Here is a 25,837-nt window from a genome sequence, read left to right as displayed (position 1 = left end):
GCGTTCGCATCGTTAGACCGTCGCATAGTACAAAATGCCGTACCAATGAACAGTCGCGGCTAGCATTACGAACAAGTGCCAAATTGCGTGAGCATAACGGAACTTGGAATCATTGACCAAGAATGCGACGCCCACGGTGTACAGCACGCCGCCAAGCAACATTGCAAGGATCAATGGAGTGGGGACATTTCCGGCCAATGGAATCGAAGGGAGCCAACCGAGCAGCAAATAGGAAACGGTGCCGATTGAGTTGATCCGATGCCGCACTGCTACTTTGGTGACAAATCCGGTGACAGCTGCGATCCACAGGGCAGCCAGCAAAAACATGCGTATGTGATCGGGCGCGAATCGAAACGCGATGGGAGTGTAAGTGCCAGCGATCATCAGATAGATCATCGCTTGATCCCATGCTCGCAGGGTATTGAGCAGTGGCTGCCTTAAAATCCAATGCGAAAGGGTTGAGCACACAAAGGTGCCGACAACTGAAGCGGTGTAAGCAGCGCAGGCGACGGCTAACCCGACGTTAGATTCCAGTGAGACCATCACTAAGTAGCTGCCCAGAAGCAACGCGGCGACCGCCGCAACACCATGTGTTAACGCGTTGGCCCATTCTTCATCCAGTTTGACCGGAGTATCAGCAAGCATCGCTGCTTGGTCTTTAGCGAAAGTGTCGTCGATGTTTGTTTGAGTGCTCATATCGCCGATATTGTGACAACGGCATGTCAGCGAGCCAAGGTTGGACGAGTACTTTGATGACAATCCGCCGCCATTGGTCGCTTACCTGCCGTACGAAGCCAAGCCTCGGCGTGTAATTCGGTATAACCGTATCGTCTTGGTCCGACTTGGCGGGGTAAACAATGAACCATAATCATTCTGCGCTGCAGAAAGTACGGCATAGCCGACTGGTCGCAGCCATCGGTGAGGTTGTCGTCACCCCCAATGACAAATTGGCTGAGGAGCCGTCGCTTTGGGACCGACCTTGGGTGGCAACCGTCAGTAGTCGTTTGGGGCACAACCCTGTTCTGCACCGAGACGTTTGTCGTCAGCTGGCAAATTCCATGGTGGATTGTCGCCGTCGTGGAGCCGCGTTGTTGGTCGCAAAAAAATCAGCGATCTATCCGTGGGCGATGCGTGCCGCTGAATTGTTTAGCGTTCCTGTGATCGAACTCGTGATCGACGGTGAACATTGCGGCAATGCTTTGCCGTGTTTACACGCTAAGGCAACTAACGACGGCAAGTTATCGCGAGACTCGGTGACGCTGTTTTTGGCAGATCGAGTCGACGCTCTTTACGCGCGGCGTAACGGAAAGATCGATGACGCGCTACGAAAGCGTGTTGAGTTGTTTGGTCATTCCAACACGCGTGTTGCGGTGTCGTCGTTGCCCGACTGTGCGGCAAAAGAATTGATCCAATGCGGAGTGGTCGGTTGGTTCGCAGTCGACAATTCGCAACGTCAACCGCGCGATGCAATTCGGCACGGCGAACTAATTGCCGATGAAGATCAGCCGGAGTGGATGCACCGCGATGGAGATTGGTTGGTTCATTGCACGCGAGCTTGCGTGGGGCCATGGCCGGGACAAACCGAGCAGCAATATCGAGATGAATTACTGCTAGGAGATGACCCGTCGACACGAACGCCACTCGATACGCTCACGCGAATTGTTCGTTCCAGGCGATTGCTGGCCGGGGCGGTTGCCAGCGCAAAAGCGTATCCAGTGGTTTGCTTTTCAGCAGTCGCGTTGTCGGAGCTGTTGGTATCACGGTCGTATCGCCAGCATCTCAAACGGTGGGACTACGAACCTTGGGGAATCGCGATTCGCAAGTCAGCCGCGATCAAAGCAGGGATCCAGGAAGTGATCTACGGCAACAAGGAAACGCGGAAAAAAATTGATCCGCGCGATCAATATCGTTTTCAAGCAGCGGGGAAAACGTACGACTGGACTGCCGAACGTGAGTGGCGAAGTTCGGCGGACGTGGGCTTGGACACCTTCGATCGTGATGACGTTCGAGTCTACGTTGCCAGCGAAATTGATCGGCAAACCATCGAAAAACACTGTCCTTGGCCCGTTTGCGTGGTTTGGCAGGGTCGGCCAAGTGACGGTGGAAGCGTATAATCAGTTCCGCAGACGCAAGCTTTATTTCATCCAAAGGACAGGTCGTTGAGTACCGATCAAATCGAAAATACGGGTGCCCAGCCCATTCATCCACTTGAGCCATACAAGTCGATCGAAGTCGATGAACTGCGATCGCGGATTCAGGCAGTCCGCGATCAGCTTGGCGATGAGCTGTTGATTCTGGGGCACCACTATCAACAAGACGAGGTCATCGAGTTTTCGGACCTTCGCGGTGATAGCTATAAGCTGAGCCAAATGGCCGCCGACAGCACCGCTTGCAAAACAATTGTTTTCTGCGGCGTTCACTTTATGGCAGAGACCGCCGACATTCTGGCCAATCGCCCCGAAAAAATGGCCGAACGTGACGGCCGGCGCACGACGGTAATTTTGCCAGACATGGCTGCGGGTTGTTCGATGGCTGACATGGCCGGGATCAAACAAGTCGAAGCGGCATGGGAAGACATGTCCGATGTCATCGATACCGAAAAAGTGATTCCCGTCACCTACATCAATAGTGCTGCAAGCCTGAAGGCTTTCTGCGGTCGCCATGGTGGAATCGTCTGCACCAGCAGCAACGCACAGGCTGTCTTGGAATGGGCGTACGAACGCGGGAATCGTGTGTTCTTTTTTCCTGATCAGCACCTGGGCCGTAACACAGCGCTGAAGATGGGCATCACCGAAGAACAAATGCCGGTTTGGGATCCGTTTCAGTTAGAACTTGGCGGCAACACGGAACACGCCCTGGAAAATAGCAAAGTGATTCTTTGGAAAGGCCACTGTAGTGTTCACCAAATGTTTCGTGCCGAACACGTCGATGGTTTTCGCAAGCAGCATCCTGGGATCAAAATTTTGGTTCACCCGGAATGCCCACGTGAAGTCAACGACTTGGCGGATGTGTCGGGCAGCACGGGCAAGATTATCGAAACAGTCAAGAACAGCCCGGCGGGAACCAAGTGGGCGATCGGTACCGAGTTGCACTTGGTAAATCGACTCAAAGCTGAGTATCCCGAGCAGGAAATTCACTTTCTCAGTCCGGTCGTCTGCATGTGTGCAACGATGTATCGAATTGACTTGCAGCATCTGTGTTGGACGCTTGAAAATTTGCGTGACGGCGCCGCTGTAAACGTGATCGCGGTCGACGAGGAGACGACGAAGTGGAGTTTGATCGCGCTCGAACGCATGCTGGCAGTGCGATAGTAGCAGTGCGATAGTACTGGTCCGTTGCCGGCTCCAGCGACCTGCTCGGTTCGTGATGCGCGTGTCGATAAACACACGCACGATTGTCTTACATTGATAGTCGGCGGAACTCTCGCGGGGTCATTCCCATCCAGCGGCGAAAGGTTCGGGTAAGGTGGGCTTGATCGTAAAATCCGCAGCCCAACGCGATCTCACTTATCGCTCGGTCGCCATCGGCGAGCCGACGGCTGGCTTCGTGAACACGGACGCGCTGCAAGTATTCTGACGGCGGCATCTGAAACATCGCTCGAAAACGCCGATTCAATTGACTGGTCGACAATCCAACTTGTTCAGCGATGTCGGTGATTTCGAGTGGTTCATCGTAGCGTGCTGCAATCAGGTCCGTGGCCATCTTGATAGGATCGTCGACAGAAGCGGCTCGCTGTGATTGATCGATTCGATACATCACACCTGCGATGCCAATCACTTTGCCGTCGCGGCCACGCACTGGAATCTTGCTCGAACAAAACGTGCCCAAGCTCCCATCGGCGGTCGACACCAACCAGATCTGGTCAGGCAATTCGCGGCCGGATTCCATCACCTTGCGATCTTCTTGTTGATAGAGTCGGCCCCAGTGCAAAGAATGCAGATCCAAATCCGTTTTGCCCCACAGTTCGCGTTGATGCTTGACGTCTTTTAATTGCATTTGCTCGTCGTTCATGGCCACGAAACGCCCATCAATGTCTTTGACGTACAGATAGGTGTTTGGCAAAAAATCAAACAGACGCAGCAATTGCGCCGCGTCATCAATGGAGTCAAAAAAACACTGCCGAATCGCTTCTCCTGTTTTGCTCATGCGTGATTTGTACAAAAGAATGCGTGATCTTTGCAATCGGGCCCAGTTGGGATCGACTAGAATTGGGCTACCGCGGCGACCTTTCTCAGAGGTTTAAGCGGTCCCTTCTTCCCTTGCCCCCACCTGCCCCACCACCATGCTGAATCTGACTTCGCGCGGTACATCTCATACCTGCGACGGCACGACACGTCGCGACTTTCTGCAAATCGGGACTTTGGGTGCCATGCTCGGGTTACCCGAGTACTTGGCGGCCGCCGAAAAAGGGGGCGTTGATCCTCACAAAGACAATCGTTCGTGCATCATGATTTTCAACTTGGGTGCGCCCAGTCAGTTGGATACGTTCGACATGAAGCCCGAAGCTCCTTCGGAAGTTCGCGGACCATTTAAGCCCATTTCGACGAAAGGTGATTTTCAGGTTTCCGATATTTTGCCAATGCATGCAGAAATCGGTGACAAGTTTTCGATTGTGCGTTCGTGCTACCACACGGCTGCCGCTGTACACGACGCGGGTTGGCAAATGTTGCAGACGGGGCGGCAGTTCAACGGAGGCGTCAACTACCCGCACGCCGGCGCCGTGCTGCAATACATGCGGGGGCGACGTGGTGAACTACCGGCGCATGTAGTGCTGCCGGAAACAATGGGACGCGGCGGCGGTAATCTTCCCAATGGGCAAGCGGGCGGTTTTTTGGGCAAAGCCTACGATCCGTTTGCGCTGATGGCGGACCCCAGCAAACCGAACTTCAAGGTTCCTGATCTATTGCCCCCCAAAGAGTTGGGTGACGTGCGGATTGATCGTCGTCGACGAATGCGAGGAGCGATCGAGGCGCATATGAAAGATTTCGAGGCGACCGAATCGGCCAAGATGCTGGACAAGAATTTTGAGGCCGCCTATCGATTGATGAATAGCCCGCAAGCTCGCGAAGCATTTGATTTGACGAAAGAGCCGACTGCGGTACGCGAGCGTTACGGAATGAATCGCTTCGGGCAATGTTGCTTACTGGCCCGCCGGTTGGTCGAATCCGGCGTGCGTTTTGTCACCATCAATACATTCCTGACGGTCTTTGGCGAAATCACGTGGGACATCCACGGTAGCAAGCCATTTACGACCATCGAAGGCATGAAGAACATCGTGGCTCCGATGTACGACCAAGGCTATTCGGCTCTGATCACGGACTTGGATCAGCGTGGCATGCTGGGCGACACGATGGTGTGTGGGTTAGCAGAGTTTGGACGCACGCCGAAAGTAAATCCTGCCGGAGGACGTGACCATTGGCCTCAGTGTTTTTCTTGCACGTTTGCTGGTGGCGGTGTGCAAGGCGGACGTGCGATTGGAGCCAGCGATCCGATTGGCGCAGTTCCGGCCGACCGTCCAACTTCACCGGGTGAAATTATTGCGACGATCTTCAAAAGTCTCGGCTTGGACTTACACGCCGAAATGCCAGGACCAGGCGGGCGTCCATTCCCCCTCGTGGACTTTGGTGTTCGCGAGATCAAGGAATTGTTCGTTTAGAACCCTGCCTGAGTCTCATCCGTTTCAAAACTACCCGCCTAATACCCCGCCGAAATGAATCCTATCCAATTCCTGATGCTATGCGTAGGTTGCTTGGTCGCCGACATTGCCGTCGCTGATTCGCACCTGCTGCTACCGTCTTCGTTTACTCTGCACGGTTCAGAATCGCGGCAGCAGCTTTCACTGACCAAACTTCAAGGCCGCGAGGTTGGCCCCGCGATCGCCGACGCTGATTTTCAATCGGCTGATTCAAGCATTGTGAAAATTGTTGACGGCGTGGCGTACGCGGTCAGCAATGGCAGCACACAGGTTTCGGCGACCGCGAATGGGGAAACCGTTACTTCGCAAGTGACTGTCGTCGGTGCCGACGCTCCGCATCACTGGAGCTTTCGCAACGATGTTCAGTCGGTATTGTCGAAGATCGGATGCAACATGGGGTCCTGCCACGGCGCTCTGGCAGGCAAAGGTGGTTTTCGATTGTCGCTTCGAGGCTACGATGCGGACGCTGACTTCAAAACGATCACTCGCGAAGCCCGCGGTCGGCGTACTGAGTTGGCCGACCCAGGACGCAGTCTATTGCTGACGAAGCCGACCGGGGCGCTGCCACACAAAGGCGGCATCAAGCTTGGCACTCAGTCCGATGACTATCGCGTCTTGTCGCAGTGGATCGCAAACGGTGCAGCTGGGCCCAAAGAAGACGACGCGATTCTGCAACGGATCAGTGTGTATCCCGAATCGGCAATGCTTCTGCCCGGCGATTCATCCCGCGTGCTGGTCAACGCTCACTATGACGATGGGCGGATTGCCGACGTCAGCCACTGGGCCCGCTTTACTGCCACGGATGAGACGATCGCAAGCGTTGATGACGAAGGAGTCGTTTCGGTGCGCGGCAGCGGCGAAGGTGCGGTCTTGGTCTGGTTCGGCAGCAAAGTGGCACTCGCACGAATGACGGTCCCATACCCCGATGAAATCCCGCCAAGTGTTTTTGCGAAATCAGCGCGGCGTAATTATATCGACGAACTAAATCTTCAGCAGTTGCAAACACTCAAACTTCGGCCATCACCTCGTTGCGATGACGAAACGTTTGTCCGACGTGCATCGCTCGATACGATTGGGCGCTTGCCGACGCTTGCTGAACGAGACGAGTTTTTGGCTGCCAACGAAAAAACACGTCGAGACGAATTCATTGAACGACTGTTGTCGAGCGAAGGTTTCGTCGACTATTGGACATATCGCTGGTGCGACATGCTGCTGATAAATGGGACTCGGCTTCGGCCCGTCGCGGTCGAAACGTATTACCAGTGGATCCACGAGAGTGTTCGCGAAAACAAGCCGTGGGATCAAATCGTTTCGGAGATTCTGACGGCAACTGGTGGTAGCGACCAGAATGGCGCAACGAACTTTTATGCTCTGCACCAATCGCCCGAAGACATGACCGAAAATGCGTGTCAAGCATTCTTAGGTTTGTCCATCGGTTGCGCGAAGTGCCACAATCACCCGCTGGAAAAATGGACCAACGATCAATACTATTCGATGGCCAACTTGTTCGCCCGTGTGCGAGCGAAAGGCTGGGGCGGCGATGGTCGAAACGGTGACGGCATCCGAACACTTTTCGTGGCTGCGTCAGGCGATCTTATTCAACCGGGACTCGGCAAACCGCAACCTCCGGCGCCGCTGGACGCCGAACCACTTGAATTTGACGATCCCACAGATCGACGTCTTGCGTTGGCCGATTGGATGACGTCGCCGGAAAATCCGTACTTTGCTCGCGCGGTTGCGAATCGCATCTGGGCCAATTTCTTTGGACGCGGATTGGTCGAACAGGTCGATGATCTGCGGCTCAGCAATCCAGCGTCCAGCGAACCACTGTTGACCGCTGCGGCAAAACATGTGGTCGATGCCGACTTTGATTTAAAACAACTGATGCGTGCCATTCTGCGAAGTGAGACCTATCAACGTAGCAGCGAACCGTTGGCAGAGAATCGCGACGAACAAAAGTACCTTAGTCGTTACTATCCACGGCGTCTGATGGCAGAAGTGCTCCTCGATGCGATCGACCAAACGCTGGGGACAACGACGTCGTTCACGGAGGTCGCCTTTCCGGGGGCGGACAAGCAGGCGACGGATTTTTATGGCGACGGAACGCGTGCGATCGAACTCTATGACGCGGCGGTAAAATCGTATTTTTTGAAAACCTTTGGCCGCAATCCTCGCGAGATCACCTGCGAATGCGAACGCAGTGATGAGCCAAGCATGGTGCAAGTGCTGCACATGTCCAACGGCGATACCTTGAACCCCAAGCTCGCAGACGAAGACAACCTGGTGGGACGCATGATTCGAGACGGTGCGGATGACCGGAGCATTATCGAAGCGGTTTTTCTGAACGGTTTGTCACGCAAACCGACGGAAGGTGAGTTTGGGGCGATATTAAAAATCGTCGAGGAATATCCGAGTGAGCAGCGAGCGACGGCGTTGCAGGATGTCGCTTGGAGCGTGCTGACCAATGCTGAGTTTACGTTCAACCATTAGACGTGACCTTGGTTCTTAAAGAGATTTTCACCATATCGACAACATCATGCGAACTCCATTGTTTTTCTTGCTTGCGTCCCTTCTCAGCGTTCCTGCATTGCAGGCCGCCGACAAGGTCGATTACGTCAAAGATGTTTTGCCGATTCTGGAGACGTACTGTATCGGTTGCCACAACCAAGATGATGCCGAAGGCGACTTTGCGATGGATTCGCATGCGGCGTTGATGCGTGGCGGTGAATCCGGGATCGCAATTACGCAAGGCGAATCGCAGAGCAGTCGCATGCTGTTGATGGTGGCCGGGAAAGTCGATCCCAAAATGCCTCCCGAGGATGAAGTGCAGCCCAGTGAAGACGAAGTTTCGCTGCTGACTGCCTGGATCGATCAAGGGGCGGCTGGCCCAGAAGGAAAGCTGCCTTTCAAACGAACGCTTCGGACACCCAAGATTGCATCCGATGCGGATGGGCATTGGCCGATTACGGCGGTGGCCACGTCGCCCAGCGGAGAGTTGCGAGCGGAAGCACGGTATGCGGAAGTGGCGATCGAAGATGCTGATGGCAAACCGGTTGCGACGATCACAACTGAACACGGCAAAATCAATTCGTTGGCTTTCAGTCGTGATGGTTCGCGACTGCTGATCGGATCGGGAGTGACGGGCAGTTACGGTAGTGCCACGGTCTACGCGACCCGGACAGGTCAGTTGCAGTCGGAGATGATTGGGCACCGCGATGTGCTCTACGCAGCAGTGTTTTCGCCCGATGAATCGATCATCGCCACGGCGGGTTACGATCGAGTGATCAAGCTTTGGGATAGCGACACCGGCGAGATGATGCGTGAACTGAAGGGCCACAACGGAGCGATTTTTGACTTGGTGTTTTCGCCCGACGGCAAAGTGTTGGTCAGCGGGTGCGCCGATGAAACGGTCAAGGTTTGGAGTGTCGCCAGCGGCCAGCGTTTGGACACCTTGGGGCAACCCGAAGGCGAAGTGTTTGCGGTCGACATTACCAACGATGGTAAATTTGTGATCGCAGGAAGTGCTGACAATCGGCTGCGTGTTTGGCGATTGCGATCGATCGACAAGCCACGGACAAACCCCATTGTCGCGACGCGATTTGTGGACGAATCGCCGCTTGTTGCAATGGATCTTTCACCCGATGGAACATCACTGCTTGTCGTCAGCCAAGGCGGTAACGTGAAGGTGATTCGCACATCCGATTGGAGCCAAGCAGCGGTTTTGGCTCCGCTTCCCGATACCGCAAGCGACATCACGATCGATGCGAAGAGTAACGTCGCACTGATCGCGATGATGAATGGACAAATTGCCCGCCGCGAGCTGCCGCAGGGGACTGCTGAAAAGTCCATCGTCGCCGACGCGGTGGAACCACTGTATCTGGATTTGGGTGCCCTGGGAAATCTGAAAGAGTCTGAATTAAGAAAGCAGCTTGCCGACAAAATGATGTCGTCTGACGAAACGGTCCACGTGGGCCGCGGCGTCACGATCGATGGAGTGATCGGTCAGCCGGGCGAATCGGATCGGTTTACTTGGCAAGCGTCGGCCGGAGAAGTTTGGGCGATCGATGCGGATGGAGCGAAGGACAGCATGATCGATCCGATCGTGACCATTTTGGATGCGGCCGGAGATCCGGTTTTAAAGATTCGGCTCCAAGCGGTCCGTGATTCGTACTTCACGTTTCGCGGCAAGGACAGCAAACAGGTGGGCGACTTTCGGGTGTTCAATTGGCAGGAGATGAACCTGAAACAGTACTTCTACGCCAATGGGGAAGTTACCCGTTTGTGGATGCATCCGCGCGGGCCGGATAGTGGGTTCAATGTTTATCCCGGGGAGGGAAATCGATGGACGTATTTTGGAACGACGAACACGACGCACGCCCTGGGCGAACCAGCCTACATTGTGCAGCCATTGGCTCCCGGCGAAGAACCTGTCGCAAACGGTTTGCCGGTTTTTGATATTTACTACGAAAACGACGATGATCCGATGCGGATCTCTAGTACCGGTAGTCGAGTGCTGTTCACAGCACCGAGCGATGGGTTATTTACCGCACGCATCACCGACACGCGTGGCGATGGTGGTGAAGCGTTTGGATATCAATTGGCAATTCGCCCGGCCAAGCCGACCTTTGTGCCGACAGTGGTCCCTATCAAGGGAAGTCTACGTCCAGGAACCGGACGCGAGTTTACCGTGCGAGTCGATCGGACGGATGGTTACGACGGACCGGTCACCTTTGACGTTGTCGATTTGCCGTCGTCGGTCAAAGCAAACACGCCGTTGGTGATCGAACCTGGGCAGCGTTACGCGACAGGGACGCTTTGGATTGGCAAGGACGGTGAAAAGTGGGATGGCGAAATTGAGCCAGAAGTCGTCGCTTGGGCAACGATCAATGGTCAGAAGGTCGAACGCAGGGTTGGCAAAATCGGCGGCTTGACGTTGGGTGAGCATCCAAGTGTGATTCCAAGGATCATGCCAACTGATCGCGACACAAAACCCACCGAAGACTGGGTTCTGCAAGTTCGCCGCGGCGAGACCGCTTCGGCGCGATTGGTGATCGATCGCAAGAAAGGTTTTGACAAGGAAGTCAGCTTCGGCAAGGAGCTCTCGGGCCGCAACACGTCCGCTGGTGTCTATGTCGACAACATCGGGCTGAATGGTTTGATTGTGTTGAAAAATGCCAACGAACGCGTGTTCTATCTCACGGCCGATGTGAGCGCAGATCCAGGCAAGCGTTCGTTTTTCTTAACCGCAAAGGTCGATGGCAACGTTACGTCGCATCCCATCACGGTCGAAGTGTTGCCGTAGCGCGATGGTGTTACAATCGAGCTCGGAAGTACAGCCTGTTTTTAATTCATCGAGGAACCCTATATGTCGCTCAACCGCCGGACTCTCCTGATTGGCACTGCCCTGACAGCTTCTACCGCGATGTTGGGTGACAAAACGATCGCCGCTGGACCGGATGCCAAGCGAAAGTTCACGATGGATTTGCGCGGCAGCAGCGTCGGAATCAAAGCTGATTTGAAGCAAGCGATCCAGTTGGCCAGTGACAATGGGTTTGAATCGGTAGCACCCGATGCTGGTTATCTCGCCAAGCTTTCTGGCGTCCAGCGGGCTGATTTGCTGGCACAGATGAAGGACAAGAATCTCACGTGGGGGTCGGCAGGATTGCCGGTTGATTTTCGCAAAGACGACGCAACGTTTCGAGGTGGCGCTGGCAACTTGCCCAAAATGGCCAAGGCACTTCAGCAAGCCGGCGTGACACGCGTGGGCACTTGGTTGATGCCTTGCCACGATGAACTGACGTACGTCGCAAACTTCCGGCAACACGCACGACGATTGCGCGAGTGTGCGACGATCTTAAAAGACCACGGTCAACGATTTGGTCTGGAGTATGTTGGGCCTAAAACGCTTTGGGCTTCCAAACGCCACAGCTTCGTTCATTCGATGCGCGAAACCAAAGAGTTGATCGCCGAAGCGGGAGTGGACAACATGGGGTTTGTGCTCGATAGCTGGCACTGGTTCACTGCACACGAAAACATCGACGACATTTTGACTCTGACCAATGACGACATCGTTGCCTGCGATTTGAATGATGCTCCCAAAGGTTTGGAAATCGACCAGCAGATTGATTCACGACGTGAGTTGCCAATGACGACCGGCGTGATTGACTTGAAAGCGTTTTTGTCCGCGTTGGTTCAAATAGGTTACGACGGTCCGATTCGCGCGGAGCCGTTTAACGGACCGCTGAATCAGTTGGGCAATGAAGAAGCCGCTGCAGCGACTGCCAAAGCGATGAAGTCAGCATTTGACTTGGTTTCTTAGCAAACGGTGGGGGGATTGGTGAATCCTTCGCGGTTGCATCCGGCCTAGGTATCACACACACTGTCTTGGCTTGATTGTCTACCTACCAAGGAGTGGTCGCAGTGCGTTATCGCAGTTATCTCGTCTTACTATCACTCATCTGCCTCAGCTCATGGGGGTGTGAATCAAAAAACGAGGCGACCAAAAGTCCGCTCCCGGTTTCGGCGGGTGGCAGTCAGTCATCCAGCGACGCCGACGGGGTTCTCGAAAACGACACGGACTCGGCGGTCAGCTCTAAGCAGTCTGCCGACACGGAGTCGGGAAGTTCGTCCACTGCGGATCTTTCGGGGCGGATCACTTTGAACGGCCAGATCCCAAGTCCACGAAAATTGTCGATCACCAAAGACGTGGATACTTGCGGCGCGATCGACACGATTGCCGACATCACCGGTTCCGAAGGCGGTGTGGCGAACGTGGTGATCGAAATCAAAGACGTCGAGGGAGACAATTGGACGTACAATGATCCGGCTGATGGGTATGTGATGCGTCAGAAAGATTGTCAGTTCAGACCCAACTTGTTGGTCATTCCCAACGGCAAAGACATCAAAGTCTACAACGACGATCCAGTCGGTCACAACGTGAACACCGGCGACTGGAATAAGATGCAACCCGCTGGCCCGGATCCCATCGTACGACCAGTCGAAGGCAAATCACCGACCAAAATCGGTTGCAATATCCATAGTTGGATGGAAGCCTGGATTTACCCCGTGCAGAATCCGTTCTATGCGGTCTCGGACGAGAAAGGGAACTTCTCGATCACGGGAATCCCACCGGGAAAGTACCGCATCAATATTTGGCACGCTTCATTGGGACGCAAGAACGCTCGCATGACGCTAGTAGCTGGCAAAGCTGCGACACTGGATCACGAGTTTGACTTCAAATGAGATCGAACCGCAAGCTGATCTTTTGGGCCTTGTCTCTGGCTGTTGTTTTCGTGGCCGTCGACACGCCGGGGCAGGGTTTAGCGCCGTTGCCCAAAGCAGAATCCACGTCACCCGATGCAATCATCGAACTTGGTAAAACGCTCTTTTTTGACGGGCGACTTTCTGGCGATGCGACGACCAGTTGCGCGACTTGCCATGATCCCGGCAAAGCGTTCACTGATGGACTGCCGCTGTCTGCAGGTTATCCGGGCACGAAGTATTTTCGCAATACACCAACTTTGATCAACGCATCGGAGCAGAATTACTTTTACTGGGATGGCCGCATGTCGGGCGACGATCTGCCATCGTTGGTTCGCGACCACATTGCCGAAGCTCATTTTATGCAAGCCGATGGCCGGTTGGTCATCGAGCGGCTGCGTCAGATCCCCGAGTACGAAGCGGGGTTCAAGAAAGTGATGGGCGGTGAGCCATCGTATGGAAAAATCCTGAACGCGGTGGCTGCGTATGTCAGTAGTTTGCGCAGCGGCACTGCGCCCCTTGATCGATACCTTGACGGCGATAAGTCCGCGTTGACAGAAGCCGCGCAGCGAGGGTTGGAACTGTTTCAAGGCAAAGCCGATTGCATTCGTTGTCACCATGGTCCCTTCTTGACCGATGACAAAATTCACGTGACAGGCGTGCCGCAAAACGAAGACGTTTTCGGCGACCCAGAGCGACACATCACGTTTCGTCGGTTTATGCGAACGATCGGAATAGGAGATTGTGCGACGTTAAGAATCGATATCGGTCACGGTTGTGTGACGAAACAGAAGTCCGATACCGCAGCGTTCCGCACGCCGTCGCTAAGAGAAGTTAGTCGGACCGCGCCGTACATGCACAATGGTCAATTGAAAACGTTGGAAGAAGTAGTCGATTTTTATAACGCAGGCGGCGGGGTAACCGACGCGAAGTCTCGTTCGATGAAATCGTTGAAGCTAACGGTGGACGAAAAGTCAGATCTCGTCGAATTTCTAATGGGGCTCGTCAGCGACCCCGTCGATGTCACGCCACCTAAGTTGCCTCCCTACGAACTCCGCGAACTGGGGCAATTCTAAGATGAATCGATCTCTTTTTCTTCTGTGCGTTTTCGTCTCTTCAGTCGTCGGCTGCGGAAAACCTGCCCCCGAGGCATCCAGGACGGCTCCCGCCGATACCTCTGTCACGGACGCCCCGGGCAATGTTGGGCAAGACGTGGATGTCGTCGGAGAGAACAACCGAGCGGACCGTCAACCGGCGAAGCAATCCGCAGTAACACTGGTCGGCAAGTTTCCGCCGCTAGCTCCTTTGCCCGAGTTACCCGTGCCGGGTGACAATCCGATTTCGGATGCCAAGACTGAGTTGGGAAAGCTGCTGTTCTGGGACGACCGGTTGTCGGGTGACGTCGGAACCAGTTGCGCTTCATGCCACGACCCGCGATTGGGTTGGGGCGATGGCAATGCCCTTTCACGCGGTTATGCCGGGACGCAGCATTGGCGCAATTCCCAGACGACGATCAACACAGCGTATCTGGCGAAGCTATTTTGGGCTGGTGAAACGCCTAGCCTGGAGTCGCAGGCGAACAGTGCCATCACGGGGAACTTGGCCGGCAACGGCGATCCCGTGATGATCGAAGAAAGGTTGGCTCAGATCCCCGAGTATGTCCAGCGGTTTCATGAAGCGTTCGGTGGCGACCGTCCGCTGTACGATCATGTGCTCAAAGCGATTGCGACGTTTGAACGTGTCGCGATGGATTCGCGTGACAGTCCGCTGGATCAATATTTGGCAGGCGACGAATCGGCACTCAGCGAAGAGGCGTTGCGAGGCAAAGTTTTGTTCGAGGGAAAGGCCGGCTGTATCAAGTGCCACAACGGTGCGTTGACGACGGACGAGAAGTTTCACAATCTGGGACTTCCGGAGAACCCACTGTTTACCAAGGACCCGCTTCGTCAAATATCGCTACGGTATCAGCACTACATCCGGGGCGTCCCAGAGAGCGTCTATCGTTCGGCCAATACGGACATGGGTTTGTACTATACGACCAAACGTGAGGCCGACATCGGAAAATTCCGCACGCCTCCGTTGCGTTACGCAGCGTACACGGCGCCTTACATGCACAACGGCGTGTTCGAAACGCTCGAAGAAGTGATCGACTTTTATGATGCAGGCGGCGGCGATGCCAAAGACAAAAGTCCGTTGCTAGAGCCGCTTGGATTGACCGAAGACGAGAAGTGGGACTTGTTGGAATTCTTGGAAGCTATGAGCGGCGATGAAATCCGCATCACGCCTCCGGAATTGCCCAAGTACGAAGCGTCTTAGTTGTCGCAGATCTTCAGGAAGTGCGACTTCCGGCGGAAACGGTTCGAAGCGATCGATCGTCCTGGCGACACGCGCGATCCGTTCGGAACAGAGCCCTGCCCGTTTTTGCTTGGCCCTCCATTTACAAACCAATTGACATGAAATCATCCAATCAATCTTGCAGTTCGGATTGCGTCAAACGGCGTGGGTTTCTTCAGACCACGGCGGCTTCGGTCACCATGATGCTGTTAGCCGATGTCTTTCCTGGTCGTGTATCGGCACAAGATGCCGGCACCGAGGTTCCCGTTGTTGAACTGTCGCGTCAGCGGATCGCCAAACTGTCGGATCTGACCAAGGATGTGCCGATTGAATTCAACTATCCGTCCAGGGCGCTGCATACGAATTGCATTCTGTACAAATTGGGAACCGAAGCTGGTGGTGGCGTCGGCCCCGACGCCGACGTCGTTGCATTTAGCGCTCGCTGCACACACATGGGAGGCGACCTTTCCCAAGGCTACATCGCTGAACACAAACTGGTGGGCTGCGGAGAGCACCTGACCACGTTTGATCTGACACGACATGGCATCATGGTGGCTGGTCATGCCACCGAGCGATTGCCGCAAATCATCTTGGAACTCGACGGCGACGAAATCTTTGCCACAGGTATCGTCGGACTTTTCTATGGCTATCACCAAAACCCAACCGCCGAGAACAATTGATGGCCGATAAACCCAAGTCACCCACTGCCGTCCCGTTGCCTCCGGCCGACGCGAACGTTCACACGACCGTCTGCGACTACTGTGTGGTCGGGTGCGGATACAAAGTGTACACGTGGCCCGAAGGGACTCAGGGCGGGCCCACTGCAAAAGAAAATGCCCTGGGGGCAGATTTCCCGGTTCAAGAATTGTCGGGGCAGTGGCTTAGTCCCAACGCACATAGTGAGTGCATGGTTGATGGGCGAAAGCACCACGTCGCGATCGTGGCCGATACGGATTTGAAAGTCGTCAACAAGAACGGAAATCACTCGGTCCGCGGTGGTTGTTTGTCAAAGAAAGTCTATTCGCCGGACGGCACTACGGCGGATCGATTGAAAACGCCGATGATGCGAATTGGTGGCGAACTGAAACCTGTTTCTTGGGAGATGGCGATCGATGTGATGGCCCAAGTCAGTCAGTACATCATCGACAAGCATGGCGTGAATGCATGGGGGATGAAAACGTTTTCGTATCAGTATTTTGAAAACACGTACGCGATTTCCAAGTTGGCTTTTGAATCGATCAAGACACCGGCCTACGCGCCGCATGACAAACCTGGTCCGGGCAACGACACGGCCGGAATCGACGATGCGGGATTCAACCCGTTTAGCGCGTCTTACGACGATTGGGGAAAAGCGGAGGTGCTCTTCATCTCCGGTAGCGACCCGTACGAATCCAAGACCGTTGTGTTCACCGATTGGATGATGAAGGGGGACAAGAAGATCATCATGGTGATGCCGCGGAAAACCACCGGTGCGGCGTGGGCAGAGAAAAATGGCGGCCTGTTTTTGCCGATCATTCCCGGGACCGACACGGTTTTGCATTTGGCTCTCGCGCGAATCATCGTGGAAAACGGTTGGCAAGATCAAGAGTTCATCGAGAAGTTCGTCGCCAGTCGCTGGGAGATCGATAGCGGTTTTGGTCGCGGTACTCGCAACACACCGTGGCAATGGCGAACGACTTGGGGAAAATTGGGTGCGTCGTTTGAACAGTACAAGGAGTGGATCCTGTCGCAGGAGATGGGAGAGCTGGATCGCGCGGCCGAGATCACTGGTATCGATGCGGACCTGATTCGCAAAGCGGCCGAAATGATCGCCAAACCGATCGACGGCCAGCACCCCAAGACTTCGTTTGCTTTGGAGAAAGGCAACTACTGGAGTAACAATTACCTGAACACAGCGTCGTACGCAGCTTTGGCGGCGATCTGTGGGGCAGGCAATCGTGAAGGCCGAGTGGTGTCACGTCTTGGCGGCCACCAGCGCGGATGGATGGGAGCGGCCAGTTACCCAAGAATCTATTCGCCTGAAAAAGGTCCCGGTCGTCGCAAGAAAGAAATTGATCTGGATCGCTGGGTCGAAGCCGGAAAACTAAGGTTTGCTTGGGTCATCGGCACGACTTGGTGTCAGGCGATGGCGGCTAGCAAAGAGCTGATGAACAGCTTCAAGGCAATGACATTCGAGAGTGAGCACCAGATCGCCAAGGCGGATGTGGATCATGCGGTCGATGTGCTGAAGAAACGTGTCGACGATGGGGGAATGTTCGTTGTCCATCAGGACATCTACATGCGCGGCCCGATGGGAACCGATTTTGCCGACATCGTGTTGCCCGCTGCGACTTGGGGCGAAGAAGACTTCACTCGCTGCAACGGTGAACGGCGACTGAGGTTGTACAGTAAATTTTGTGATGCCCCAGGCGAAGCCAAACCGGATTGGTGGATCATTGCTCAGTTCGCAAAAAAAATGGGCTTCAAAGACTACGACTGGAAAGACAGCAACGACGTGTTTGAACAGGCCGCTCGGTTTGGTCGCAAAGGCGTGCTGAATTATCATCCGCTGGTCTACTACGCCCAGAAGTGCGGCAAACGAGGCCACGAACTTTTGAAAGAGATGGGCACTCATGGCATTCAAACGCCAGTGCGTTACCGCGAAGCATTGACGGAATCGGACGAGTACAAAGACTACGCCGGTCACTACGATGATCCCAATGTTGTTGGCGCGATCGTCGGTACCAAACGGCTGCACGATCCCGAAATGGACATGGGAGTTCCCGAGGGGCCGACGCTGCACATGAAGTGGATGTCAGCGTTTGGTTCGCATAGCGGTAAAGCTGTTTTGCACAAAACACCGTGGGATCTGTTCGGCGATTTCTACGATCGCATCAAACCGACTGGTGACGAATTGTGGGTGACCTGCGGACGGATCAACGAAATTTGGCAAACCATGTTCGATGATTCGCGTCGCGACTACATCAAGCAACGTTGGCCTGAACAGTGCATCGAAATTCATCCTGACGATGCCAAGCGGTTTGGGATCGAATCGGGTGACGAAGTCTTGGTGACCAACGATGACGTCTTGATCCAGACCAGTGGTTTCGTCGCGGTACACAGCGACGAGGCCAGTTTTACAAGCCTGGAAAAAAACGGTCACATTCGTATCGGCAAGGGCGAGATGAAAGCCGTCGCGATCGTCACCGATGCCGTTCGTCAGGGCGTCATGTGGACCAACGCCTTGATACCGGGATCACCAGCGAACAGCTTGGTGCACCGCGTGCCGGATCCGATTACAAATCGTTATCGGTTCAAATTAGGCAAGGGAAAAATTAGGAAGACCGGTGAATCGCCGTACAAGTCCGAGTTCGAGCGTTTGACATTCGCTTCGCGTACAGCCCTGCCGTAGCAATCGATTACGCGTCTCGTGCATTGGTTAACGCTTCGATCCAAGGACCGACGTAGTAGCCGTTGTCGTGAAACGTTCGGCCGCTGAATAAATTGCCATCGATCACGCAGGGTTCATCGACAAATGTTCCGCCGCAAACTTCCAGGTCGAACTTGCATTTAGCAACCGTCGCCATTTTGCGTCCGCGAACACAGTCAGCGTAAGCCGGGATTTCGACTCCGTGACATACCGACGCGATTGGTTTGTTTTCGGCGAAGAAGTGCTTGGTGATTCGCACAAGGTTTTCGTCGTACCGGATGTATTCCGGGGCACGGCCGCCAGAGTACATGATGCCGGCGTAGTCGTCTTCTTTGACTTCGCTAAACGGTACGTCGCAGTCCAGCGTGTAGCCTTCCCATTCTTTGGTGATCGTCCATCCCGGCTTCACTTCGTGCAGCACTAATTGATACTTGCGTTTTTCGGGCGCGGTAACAACCGGCTGAAAACCGGCTTCTTGCAATCGGTAGTACGGGTACATCGTGTCAAGTAGCTCGGTGGCATCACCGATGACGATCAGAACTTTCTGCATAGGTCGATTGAAAAATGAGGGTGTGGTTTAGAGATTTTCGAGGTAGGTTCGTGCTCGGTTGATTTCGCTAGTGACTTGCCCAGCGGTTTCCAGGATAGGGATGCCTCTTGGGAACGGATGCATGAAGATTTCCGTCCAACCTTGGTAGCGAATGTCAGCCAGAGCTTGAACGATTGGACCAAAGTCTAGATCGCCGCGTCCGGGCATTTGCAGTAGTTCGGTTTCCTTTGGTTGAGCTTGCATGCATCCATTGCCGTGCTGCCAGCCGTAGAAAACAGAAATGTTGTGCTCCAAGTCGCGAATCAAATTAGCGATCAAGTCGGGATCTTGCGGCAAGTGATAAGGTGCCAAGGCGATTGCCAAATGCGGGCTTGGCGAAAGATCGGCCAACCAGCGCAACGAATCCGGTGATTCGATCAAGTTGTTGCCATGGTTTTCGATGGCGATTGTGACGGTACTTTCCTCCGCGGCTTCGATGTGTGGCTTCATCTTTTCGACGAAGTCCGCGACGGCTCGTTTCAGTTCCTGCCCCTTCAGTCCCCGTGGGCCGGCTGCTCCCGTCACGATGGTTTGGCAGTTCATGCGTGACGCAAGTTTGAATTCGTCTTTGAGTCCAAAGCAACCGAGGTGGTATTGAGTGATGCAGCCGAGGCGAACGTTTTGCTTTTCGAGCAATTCAGTGAAAGCTGCTTCGCCCATTTTGTCCAGCTGTTCGCGTTGATTGCCGTGTTTCATCGGCCAGATGTCGATGGCCTTGGCGCCGGTTTTGGCGACTTCCGGCAAGATGGCTGCGATTGGCAGGTAGCCATACAGACACGAACCAAGCAAGTAGCGAGGCTTGAAGTTGGATTCGCTGGCTGCTTGTGCAAGGGATTTGCTGGCCAGTGGTGCGGTACCCAATGATGCTGCGGCAAGTGACGCAGCGGTTGCCTGAGTAAAGTGTCGACGATTTAGCTGCATGGTATTTCGTGGCCTAAAAAGATCGTTGAATCATCGGTCAAACCGTTTCGAATCCGTGCCGCTGCAGATGGGGAGATTGGATAGCGAAGGATTGGTCGCAGAGACGTCGAGGGGCACGGCGGTTGTCTGCCCCCGGGGCCGAAGCCCTGAATCGCTGGGGTGAAATACAAAAGTGACGCCGAACGAATCGAGCGAGGATTTATGCAAACGATTTGAAAGGTGGGACTTAGGAGGGGCCGCTCATCATACCACGCTGTCGCCGCTCCTACCTGAGCGAACTCAAGTAGGCGACCAAATCCCGCACTTCATTAGCGGTCAGCGTCTCGGTCATGTCAGGCATCAGCGAGATTTTTTGACTGGAAATGTCTTCGATTTCCTCGGACGCAATCTCGTTCTCCTTCCCGTCGCTTCCGATGACGATTGTTGTCTCGTCGCCTTCGTGTTTGATCACGCCGCGGATGATTTTACCTGAGTCCATCAGAATGGCTTGCGTGAAGTACTTGGGGTCAATGTCAGCGCTCGGATTGACGATCGCACGCAGCAGATGAACAGTGTCGCGTTGCTTAGCGATCTTGGTTAATTCGGGGCCAATGTTGCTGCCGCTTTTTCCAATTCGATGGCAGCGACTGCACTGAGCTTGCAGATGAGTTTTGAATATCTTCTCGCCGTTCTGTTTGTCACCTCCCGAAAGCGAGAATGCAAATTTCGATGCGCCGGGAGCGTTTCCGAGTTTGAATTTGGCTGTTTGATCAAGCTGTTTTTGGTTCACCACCCTTTGAAGACGCGATAGCTCGCTGGACTGCTGTGCGCGGGTTGCGACGGCTTGTGCAATCTCAAGCATCGCAAACGAATCGTCTTTGGCGAAAACGTTACTGCCAAACTTGGCTAGGGCTTGATCGGCTTTTGCATTGCCGATGGACGTCAGTGCAGACAGCGACGCTTGTTGGATCGTTATGCTCTTGGATTGCTCAAGAAGGCCCTGAAGAACTTTTGTGGCGTCGGCAGGGTATGTTTCAGCCAGCAGGCCAATCGCTCGTGCCGCCAATGGTTTTGAAGCACTTGAGGTGTACTCAATCAAAAGTTTTTTCACTTCCGGCGATTTTGTTTCGGCCAAGGTGTTCATGGCTTCGATTCGCAGTTGTGCAGGAGCTTCTTCGGCTTGCAGCAACGTCGTTAATGCTTCGGTTCCCAGTTGAATGCCTTGTTGCCTTGCCGCGATCACGGCAGCGATCTTCACGGGCGTCGCTGCTGTTGTTACCAGCGCGGTCAGTGTGGCTGCGGCACGCTTGTTTAATGGCTCGCGTTTGGTTTGCGTTAGATCGCGATAGACTCCTTCGACACGATCCAGCACGTGCGGCTCGTTCCAGATTCCAATCGATTCGCAGGCTTCGACCAGCAGATCGGTTGGGGGACTCTGGGAGGCCATGTAGGTCAGCAGGTTGTCTGAGTGGGCGGCGGTTCCGAGCCGCAAATTTGCGTTGATTGCGCGCCGCATGATGGCGGGGTTTTGCTGATGGGGGCCGAACAACGCAGCCGCCAATTCGGGCAGTGCATTGGCAATCGAATCGTCGTCATGGATCGCTCGCGCGGCTTCGGCGACGATCCATGCCGATTCGTCACCCAGGTACTTTGCCACCAGAGGACTTGCTTGCTGACGCAAGGCAAGCACGCAGACCATTTTTACCATCACTGATTGGTTGCCAGACTGTTCGGCAAGTCGATCGGACGTCGCCGATGCGGCAAGCGCACGCACAATTGAATGACGCAGGGAGTGTTGGTTTGGCTGCAGCTTTTCTGCCTGCTGCAACAGGGCGGGAATGAAGCTTGCAGCAGGGTGACGGGCGATCGCCAGTCCCACATTGACGCGAACGTGCAGGTTTGGGTGAGACAATGCGTCGATCAGGCCCAACGAATCGGCCGCGGGGATCTCGCCGACTGTTTTTGCAATTTGGGCAAGAACGATCGGATCTTGCTCGGAGAGATTTTGCTGCAGTGCCTGAAGTGCCAGTTCGTCACCACTGCGGGCCAGCTGTCCCAGTCCCCACACACAGTGCAATCGAGCCAGTTGGTCGGCTGATGCGTCCGCGAGATTATCTGCGAGAACAGTTGCTTGCTCTCGGTTGACCAGTTCAAACTGAGCCCCCAAACGGATACGGCGATCAGCGTGAGGCAGAAACAGTTTGAGTTCGTCAACGCTGTGCCCTGTAAATCCTGTTCGCAGGAGCGTCGCGACTTCTTGGCGAAGTACTTTGTGCTCCGGCGAAATCTGCTTGGCGGGAACATCGATGCGGATGACGGCGCCTTTTTCGTCCAACGGATAGCCGCCGTCCCAGTCGGCACCGTAGAGCCCACCGTCAGGTCCAAACGCAAGACCGACAATCGCGTCGCCCGATCCAAATTGGTGCGAATCGGTCATCTTGAAGGAATCGCCGTCAGGCTGGACGCGAAACGCATACTGAAAACCAGCCGGCGCGTTGGTCATGAAGAAAAAGTCGCGATACTCCGGTGTGAGCGCGGTGCCAGGATTAAATTTAAAACCAGCTGGCCCGTCGACGTAGTAGCGGATGGGCGGAACGATGTATGCGGGGTGTTCGTCTCCGGCCGTTTCCCAGAGTTTCTCTACCGTCCACGGGTTGTAGCTGTCGCCACGATACTGGTAGTTGCATCGCCAGCCTGCATCCATGGAATCGATGATGCAGACAAAACGCTCGTGTTCGCCTGGTTGATCGGAATCATTGTCGACGCCAAAGAGGTTTCCGTACTGATCAAAAGCGAACTCTTGGACATTGCGAAGCCCGTGCGCGAACACTTCAAAATCGCTGCCGTCGGGATTGCAACGCATCACGCCGCCTTGATTGGAATACTTAAACGTTTTTCCTTCCGCGGATTGAACGTTGATCCCCTTGTCGCCGATCGACCAATAGATTTTTCCGTCGGGGCCGACCGTCAATCCGTGCATGTCGTGACCGCCGTAAGCAATGTGCAGTCCAAACCCGGTGGCGAGCACGCTGCGTGAATCGGCCACTCCGTCTTGGTCGTGGTCTCGTAGTTTCCAAACGTCGGGTGCAATCGTGCTGTAGACATCGCCTTGGTATGCCAGCACGCCCGCGGCAATGCCTGTGACTTCGGTTTTAAAGTCTTCGGCGAATGTCGTGATCTGGTCGGCGGTTCCATCATCGTTGTTGTCAACAAGACGGTAGATCGCTTCGCTGACGACGGTTAGGTCACGCCAATCGTGCTTGCCGTCTTTGTTCCAGTCCGCGACTCGTTCGGATCGTTTGGGATCTTTGCCATCGATCGCGAGTTGTTCGCGGTAGAACGATCGCTTTTGTGTGACGCTTTGCATTCCCACATCGTCGGGAATCCAGTCTTGGTTGGCTCGGATGTCCAAGTCTTGAATCTTGCGGCGACGCGTTTGAGTGACGTAAACGACGCCGCGATTGTCGACGCTGAGAGCGACGGGGTCAGGTACATTGATTTTGCCGGACCAACGCTGGAATTCCAAGGTTGGGAAGTCGCTCTTTGGGCGCTGCTGAACATCGACGACCAACGGTTTGCGCTTACCGTGATCTTGGCCGATCGCGATGCCGGGAATCGAAACCAAAATGACCAGGGTGAGCAAGCCCGCAAAAGATCGCAACATAATCAAACGTGGAGGGTCTGGCGGAGAGAAAGGGGGACCGAAAGCGTTGGTCATACTGTACTCAACCGTGCCGGGGATCAGTCATGAAGCCGGCGACCAGGCACCTACGAAAACGAAAAAAACGGGCTTCGCTGAAGGAGCGAAGCCCGTTTGATGATCGTTCTGAGGCCGGGGAAAAGACCTAGGTGCGGCGAGCCAAGCGAGGCATCCATTTGATGCGGAAGGCAGCCTCGGTCGCGTCGAGTTCTGGTTGCTCGACCGTGTCGCTGTCCGAAGGATCAGCGGACTGAAGCTCCAGTTCCTCAGGTTCCGAATCTTCGATGGAAGATTTGGGCGGCTCAGGCTCACCAATTTCGACTTTGAACATGCTGGTCTTGGGCGTGTCGTCATAGACCGAAGGCCCTTCCAAGATGGTGCTTCCCAAGTCTTCGGGTTGGACGACGACCGAACTACTGGAGTAGCTGGACGCGATCATGGGGGCCGAGTACGACGAGTAACCTGTGCGAATGGCAGCGGCATACGGATCAAAGTAGTTCAGTGGTACACGCTGAACGACTTGCTTGGGAACCATCAATGTTTCGTAGTACGGTTCGTATTTCTGTCGAGTCACTGGGCGTCGAACGGTTCGCGTGATGGCTTCGTGTTCGATGTACTGGACGGGAACCGACTCTTTGCGAGTTTCGTAAGTCATGCGAGTCGACTGAACGGGCACCTTGCGAACCTGTTCTTCTTGGACCCAACGCTGGCGTGTTACAGGAACTTTGCGAGTCAGTGTTTCGGTTACGGGGCGCTGCACGACATAAGGAATCTTGCGAACTTCTGTCGTTGGAATCATTCGCGTCGTTTGGACGGGAACATTCTGCGTCATGTAATTCGTTTCCATTCGTGTCCGCTGGACGGGCACTCGCTCAGTCATGTACTCCGTTTGCATCCGTTGGACTTGGACTGGCACTTGGACTTGCTGAGTCTCCGGCACGTACTGTGTCTGGGCAACTTGCTGCTGGATGTAGTTGGGGCGGTACGCGTACGACGTCTGAACCTGAGCCGGAGTCTGGTAAGGCATCAGGACAGGTCGGCGCGGATAATAACCGAGAATTCCGAGAGGTCCCGGAGTTGCGTTGGCATCGCGTGCCCAGCTTCGTGCGTATCCCGTCTGGCCAGGAATAATCGTTTGTTGGGGGACGTAACTACCAGCGTCATACATGCGACTTTGGTAGGTCGTCATAGGGCGGTATGCCGTGTACGCCTGGGTGCGTAGTTGTGTTTCGGTGACGGGACGCTGGACGGCGTACTGGCGGTCATAGAAACTTGTTTCTGTCACCGGACGCTGCACTGCGTAACGCTGTTGATAGTACTGAGTTTCAACGACGGGCTTCAGCGTTGTGTACTGTTCTTCGCGTTCCCTGTTCTCGGCGACATAGCGAGTCCGCTGAACGGACTCTTCGCGGTAGTTGGTTTCAACAACGGGTTTCCAAACCGTGAAGCGTTCTTCGCGGTAGCTGGTTTCCGTGATCGGTTTGGCGACTTGATAGACCTTTTCTTCCGTACGAGTCTTCACGACGGGACGGTAGCTGGTGACTTGTTCGTCAACGTACTCGGTCTCGTAAGCCAAACGAAATTTCTGCACCGTTTGCGGCTGCATCACGGTTTCGCTTTGCAGGCGGTACGTCGGTTGGAAGCAGCAGGCATCATCCTGAGCCATCGCGATTGGCGACGCAATCAAAGTGGTCAGAGTGCAAAGCGTGACATTCTTAAGTCGGCGAATCATATCTTTCCAAGCTCGCAGAACAGTATTGTTAAGCAGGTGGTGCTGCTCGATCCGTGGCGACCACCCTTGTTCGTGCTGGAAGCCTAATGTTCCAACAAAAGTGCGCAGCGCTATCGCGGTGCACTCTATTCAAGGGTACGCAGGACTTGAGGTTTTTGTAGCGAAAACCCTTCAAAAAGCCGCGTTTTGAGTGCTAGCAGACCGTTAAAACTCGCCAG

General features: G+C 54.6%; 17 protein-coding genes. 11 read left to right on the top strand and 6 right to left on the bottom strand.

Annotated features, from left to right (window positions below):
* Positions 1–12: 12 nt before the first annotated feature.
* Complete coding sequence (gene trhA, locus K239x_RS19895) at positions 13–696, bottom strand: PAQR family membrane homeostasis protein TrhA (RefSeq protein WP_419189191.1); 684 nt, start codon at positions 694–696, stop codon at positions 13–15.
* Between the two features lie 161 nt (positions 697–857).
* On the opposite strand from trhA, the gene K239x_RS19890 reads away from it, so the two are divergent.
* Together K239x_RS19890 and nadA are read left to right on the top strand one after the other, a co-directional pair.
* Positions 858–2,114, top strand: coding sequence for a hypothetical protein (locus K239x_RS19890; protein WP_145419938.1), 1,257 nt, complete (start codon positions 858–860; stop codon positions 2,112–2,114).
* Between the two features lie 45 nt (positions 2,115–2,159).
* Positions 2,160–3,311, top strand: coding sequence for a quinolinate synthase NadA (gene nadA, locus K239x_RS19885; RefSeq protein ID WP_145419936.1), 1,152 nt, complete (start codon positions 2,160–2,162; stop codon positions 3,309–3,311).
* A gap of 88 nt (positions 3,312–3,399) precedes the next feature.
* On the opposite strand, the gene K239x_RS19880 is transcribed toward nadA, so the two are convergent.
* The gene (locus K239x_RS19880) at positions 3,400–4,146 is read right to left on the bottom strand and encodes a helix-turn-helix domain-containing protein (protein WP_145419934.1); all 747 of its coding nucleotides are present in this window, start codon (positions 4,144–4,146) and stop codon (positions 3,400–3,402) included.
* A gap of 136 nt (positions 4,147–4,282) precedes the next feature.
* Here K239x_RS19880 and K239x_RS19875 point away from each other — a divergent pair, with 136 nt between their 5' ends.
* From K239x_RS19875 to K239x_RS19835, 9 genes are all read left to right on the top strand, one after another.
* The gene (locus K239x_RS19875; protein ID WP_145419932.1) at positions 4,283–5,656 is read left to right on the top strand and encodes a DUF1501 domain-containing protein; all 1,374 of its coding nucleotides are present in this window, start codon (positions 4,283–4,285) and stop codon (positions 5,654–5,656) included.
* Between the two features lie 54 nt (positions 5,657–5,710).
* The gene (locus K239x_RS19870; RefSeq protein WP_145419930.1) at positions 5,711–8,185 is read left to right on the top strand and encodes a DUF1549 and DUF1553 domain-containing protein; all 2,475 of its coding nucleotides are present in this window, start codon (positions 5,711–5,713) and stop codon (positions 8,183–8,185) included.
* Positions 8,186–8,231: 46 nt separating this feature from the next.
* Complete coding sequence (locus K239x_RS19865; protein ID WP_145419928.1) at positions 8,232–10,997, top strand: c-type cytochrome domain-containing protein; 2,766 nt, start codon at positions 8,232–8,234, stop codon at positions 10,995–10,997.
* Positions 10,998–11,060: 63 nt separating this feature from the next.
* Positions 11,061–12,014 carry a sugar phosphate isomerase/epimerase family protein gene (locus K239x_RS19860; RefSeq protein WP_145419926.1) on the top strand — a complete coding sequence of 318 codons (954 nt, stop codon included), beginning with the start codon at positions 11,061–11,063 and terminating at the stop codon, positions 12,012–12,014.
* 101 nt (positions 12,015–12,115) lie between these two features.
* On the top strand, positions 12,116–12,937 hold the full coding sequence (locus tag K239x_RS19855) for a carboxypeptidase regulatory-like domain-containing protein (protein WP_145419924.1): 822 nt from the start codon (positions 12,116–12,118) through the stop codon (positions 12,935–12,937).
* Positions 12,934–14,031, top strand: coding sequence for a cytochrome-c peroxidase (locus K239x_RS19850; RefSeq protein ID WP_145419922.1), 1,098 nt, complete (start codon positions 12,934–12,936; stop codon positions 14,029–14,031). Before K239x_RS19855 ends, K239x_RS19850 begins: the two co-directional genes overlap by 4 nt.
* A gap of 1 nt (position 14,032) precedes the next feature.
* Positions 14,033–15,271: a cytochrome-c peroxidase gene (locus K239x_RS19845; protein WP_419189190.1), complete on the top strand. Its 1,239-nt coding sequence runs from the start codon at positions 14,033–14,035 to the stop codon at positions 15,269–15,271.
* A gap of 137 nt (positions 15,272–15,408) precedes the next feature.
* Positions 15,409–15,969, top strand: a complete 561-nt coding sequence (locus tag K239x_RS19840; RefSeq protein WP_145419917.1) for an arsenate reductase (azurin) small subunit — start codon at positions 15,409–15,411, stop codon at positions 15,967–15,969.
* On the top strand, positions 15,969–18,680 hold the full coding sequence (locus K239x_RS19835; protein ID WP_145419915.1) for an arsenate reductase (azurin) large subunit: 2,712 nt from the start codon (positions 15,969–15,971) through the stop codon (positions 18,678–18,680). The genes K239x_RS19840 and K239x_RS19835 overlap by 1 nt, the downstream gene beginning before the upstream one ends.
* 7 nt (positions 18,681–18,687) lie before the next feature.
* Here K239x_RS19835 and K239x_RS19830 read toward each other — a convergent pair whose 3' ends face one another.
* The 4 genes from K239x_RS19830 to K239x_RS19815 form a co-directional block, all read right to left on the bottom strand.
* Entirely contained in the window at positions 18,688–19,248 is a 561-nt protein-coding gene (locus K239x_RS19830; RefSeq protein ID WP_145419913.1) for a DJ-1/PfpI family protein, read from the bottom strand.
* 27 nt (positions 19,249–19,275) lie between these two features.
* Entirely contained in the window at positions 19,276–20,208 is a 933-nt protein-coding gene (locus tag K239x_RS19825; protein ID WP_145419911.1) for a sugar phosphate isomerase/epimerase family protein, read from the bottom strand.
* 265 nt (positions 20,209–20,473) lie between these two features.
* Positions 20,474–23,851: a PVC-type heme-binding CxxCH protein gene (locus K239x_RS19820; RefSeq protein WP_419189189.1), complete on the bottom strand. Its 3,378-nt coding sequence runs from the start codon at positions 23,849–23,851 to the stop codon at positions 20,474–20,476.
* Positions 23,852–24,032: 181 nt separating this feature from the next.
* On the bottom strand, positions 24,033–25,619 hold the full coding sequence (locus K239x_RS19815) for a hypothetical protein (protein WP_419189188.1): 1,587 nt from the start codon (positions 25,617–25,619) through the stop codon (positions 24,033–24,035).
* Between the last annotated feature and the right edge of the window lie 218 nt (positions 25,620–25,837).

The sequence above is a fragment of the Stieleria marina genome, assembly GCA_007741555.1.
GTDB lineage: Bacteria > Planctomycetota > Planctomycetia > Pirellulales > Pirellulaceae > K23-9.
The sequence above is the reverse complement of the archived record's forward strand: the minus strand, read 5'-3'. Positions and strand labels throughout refer to the sequence as shown.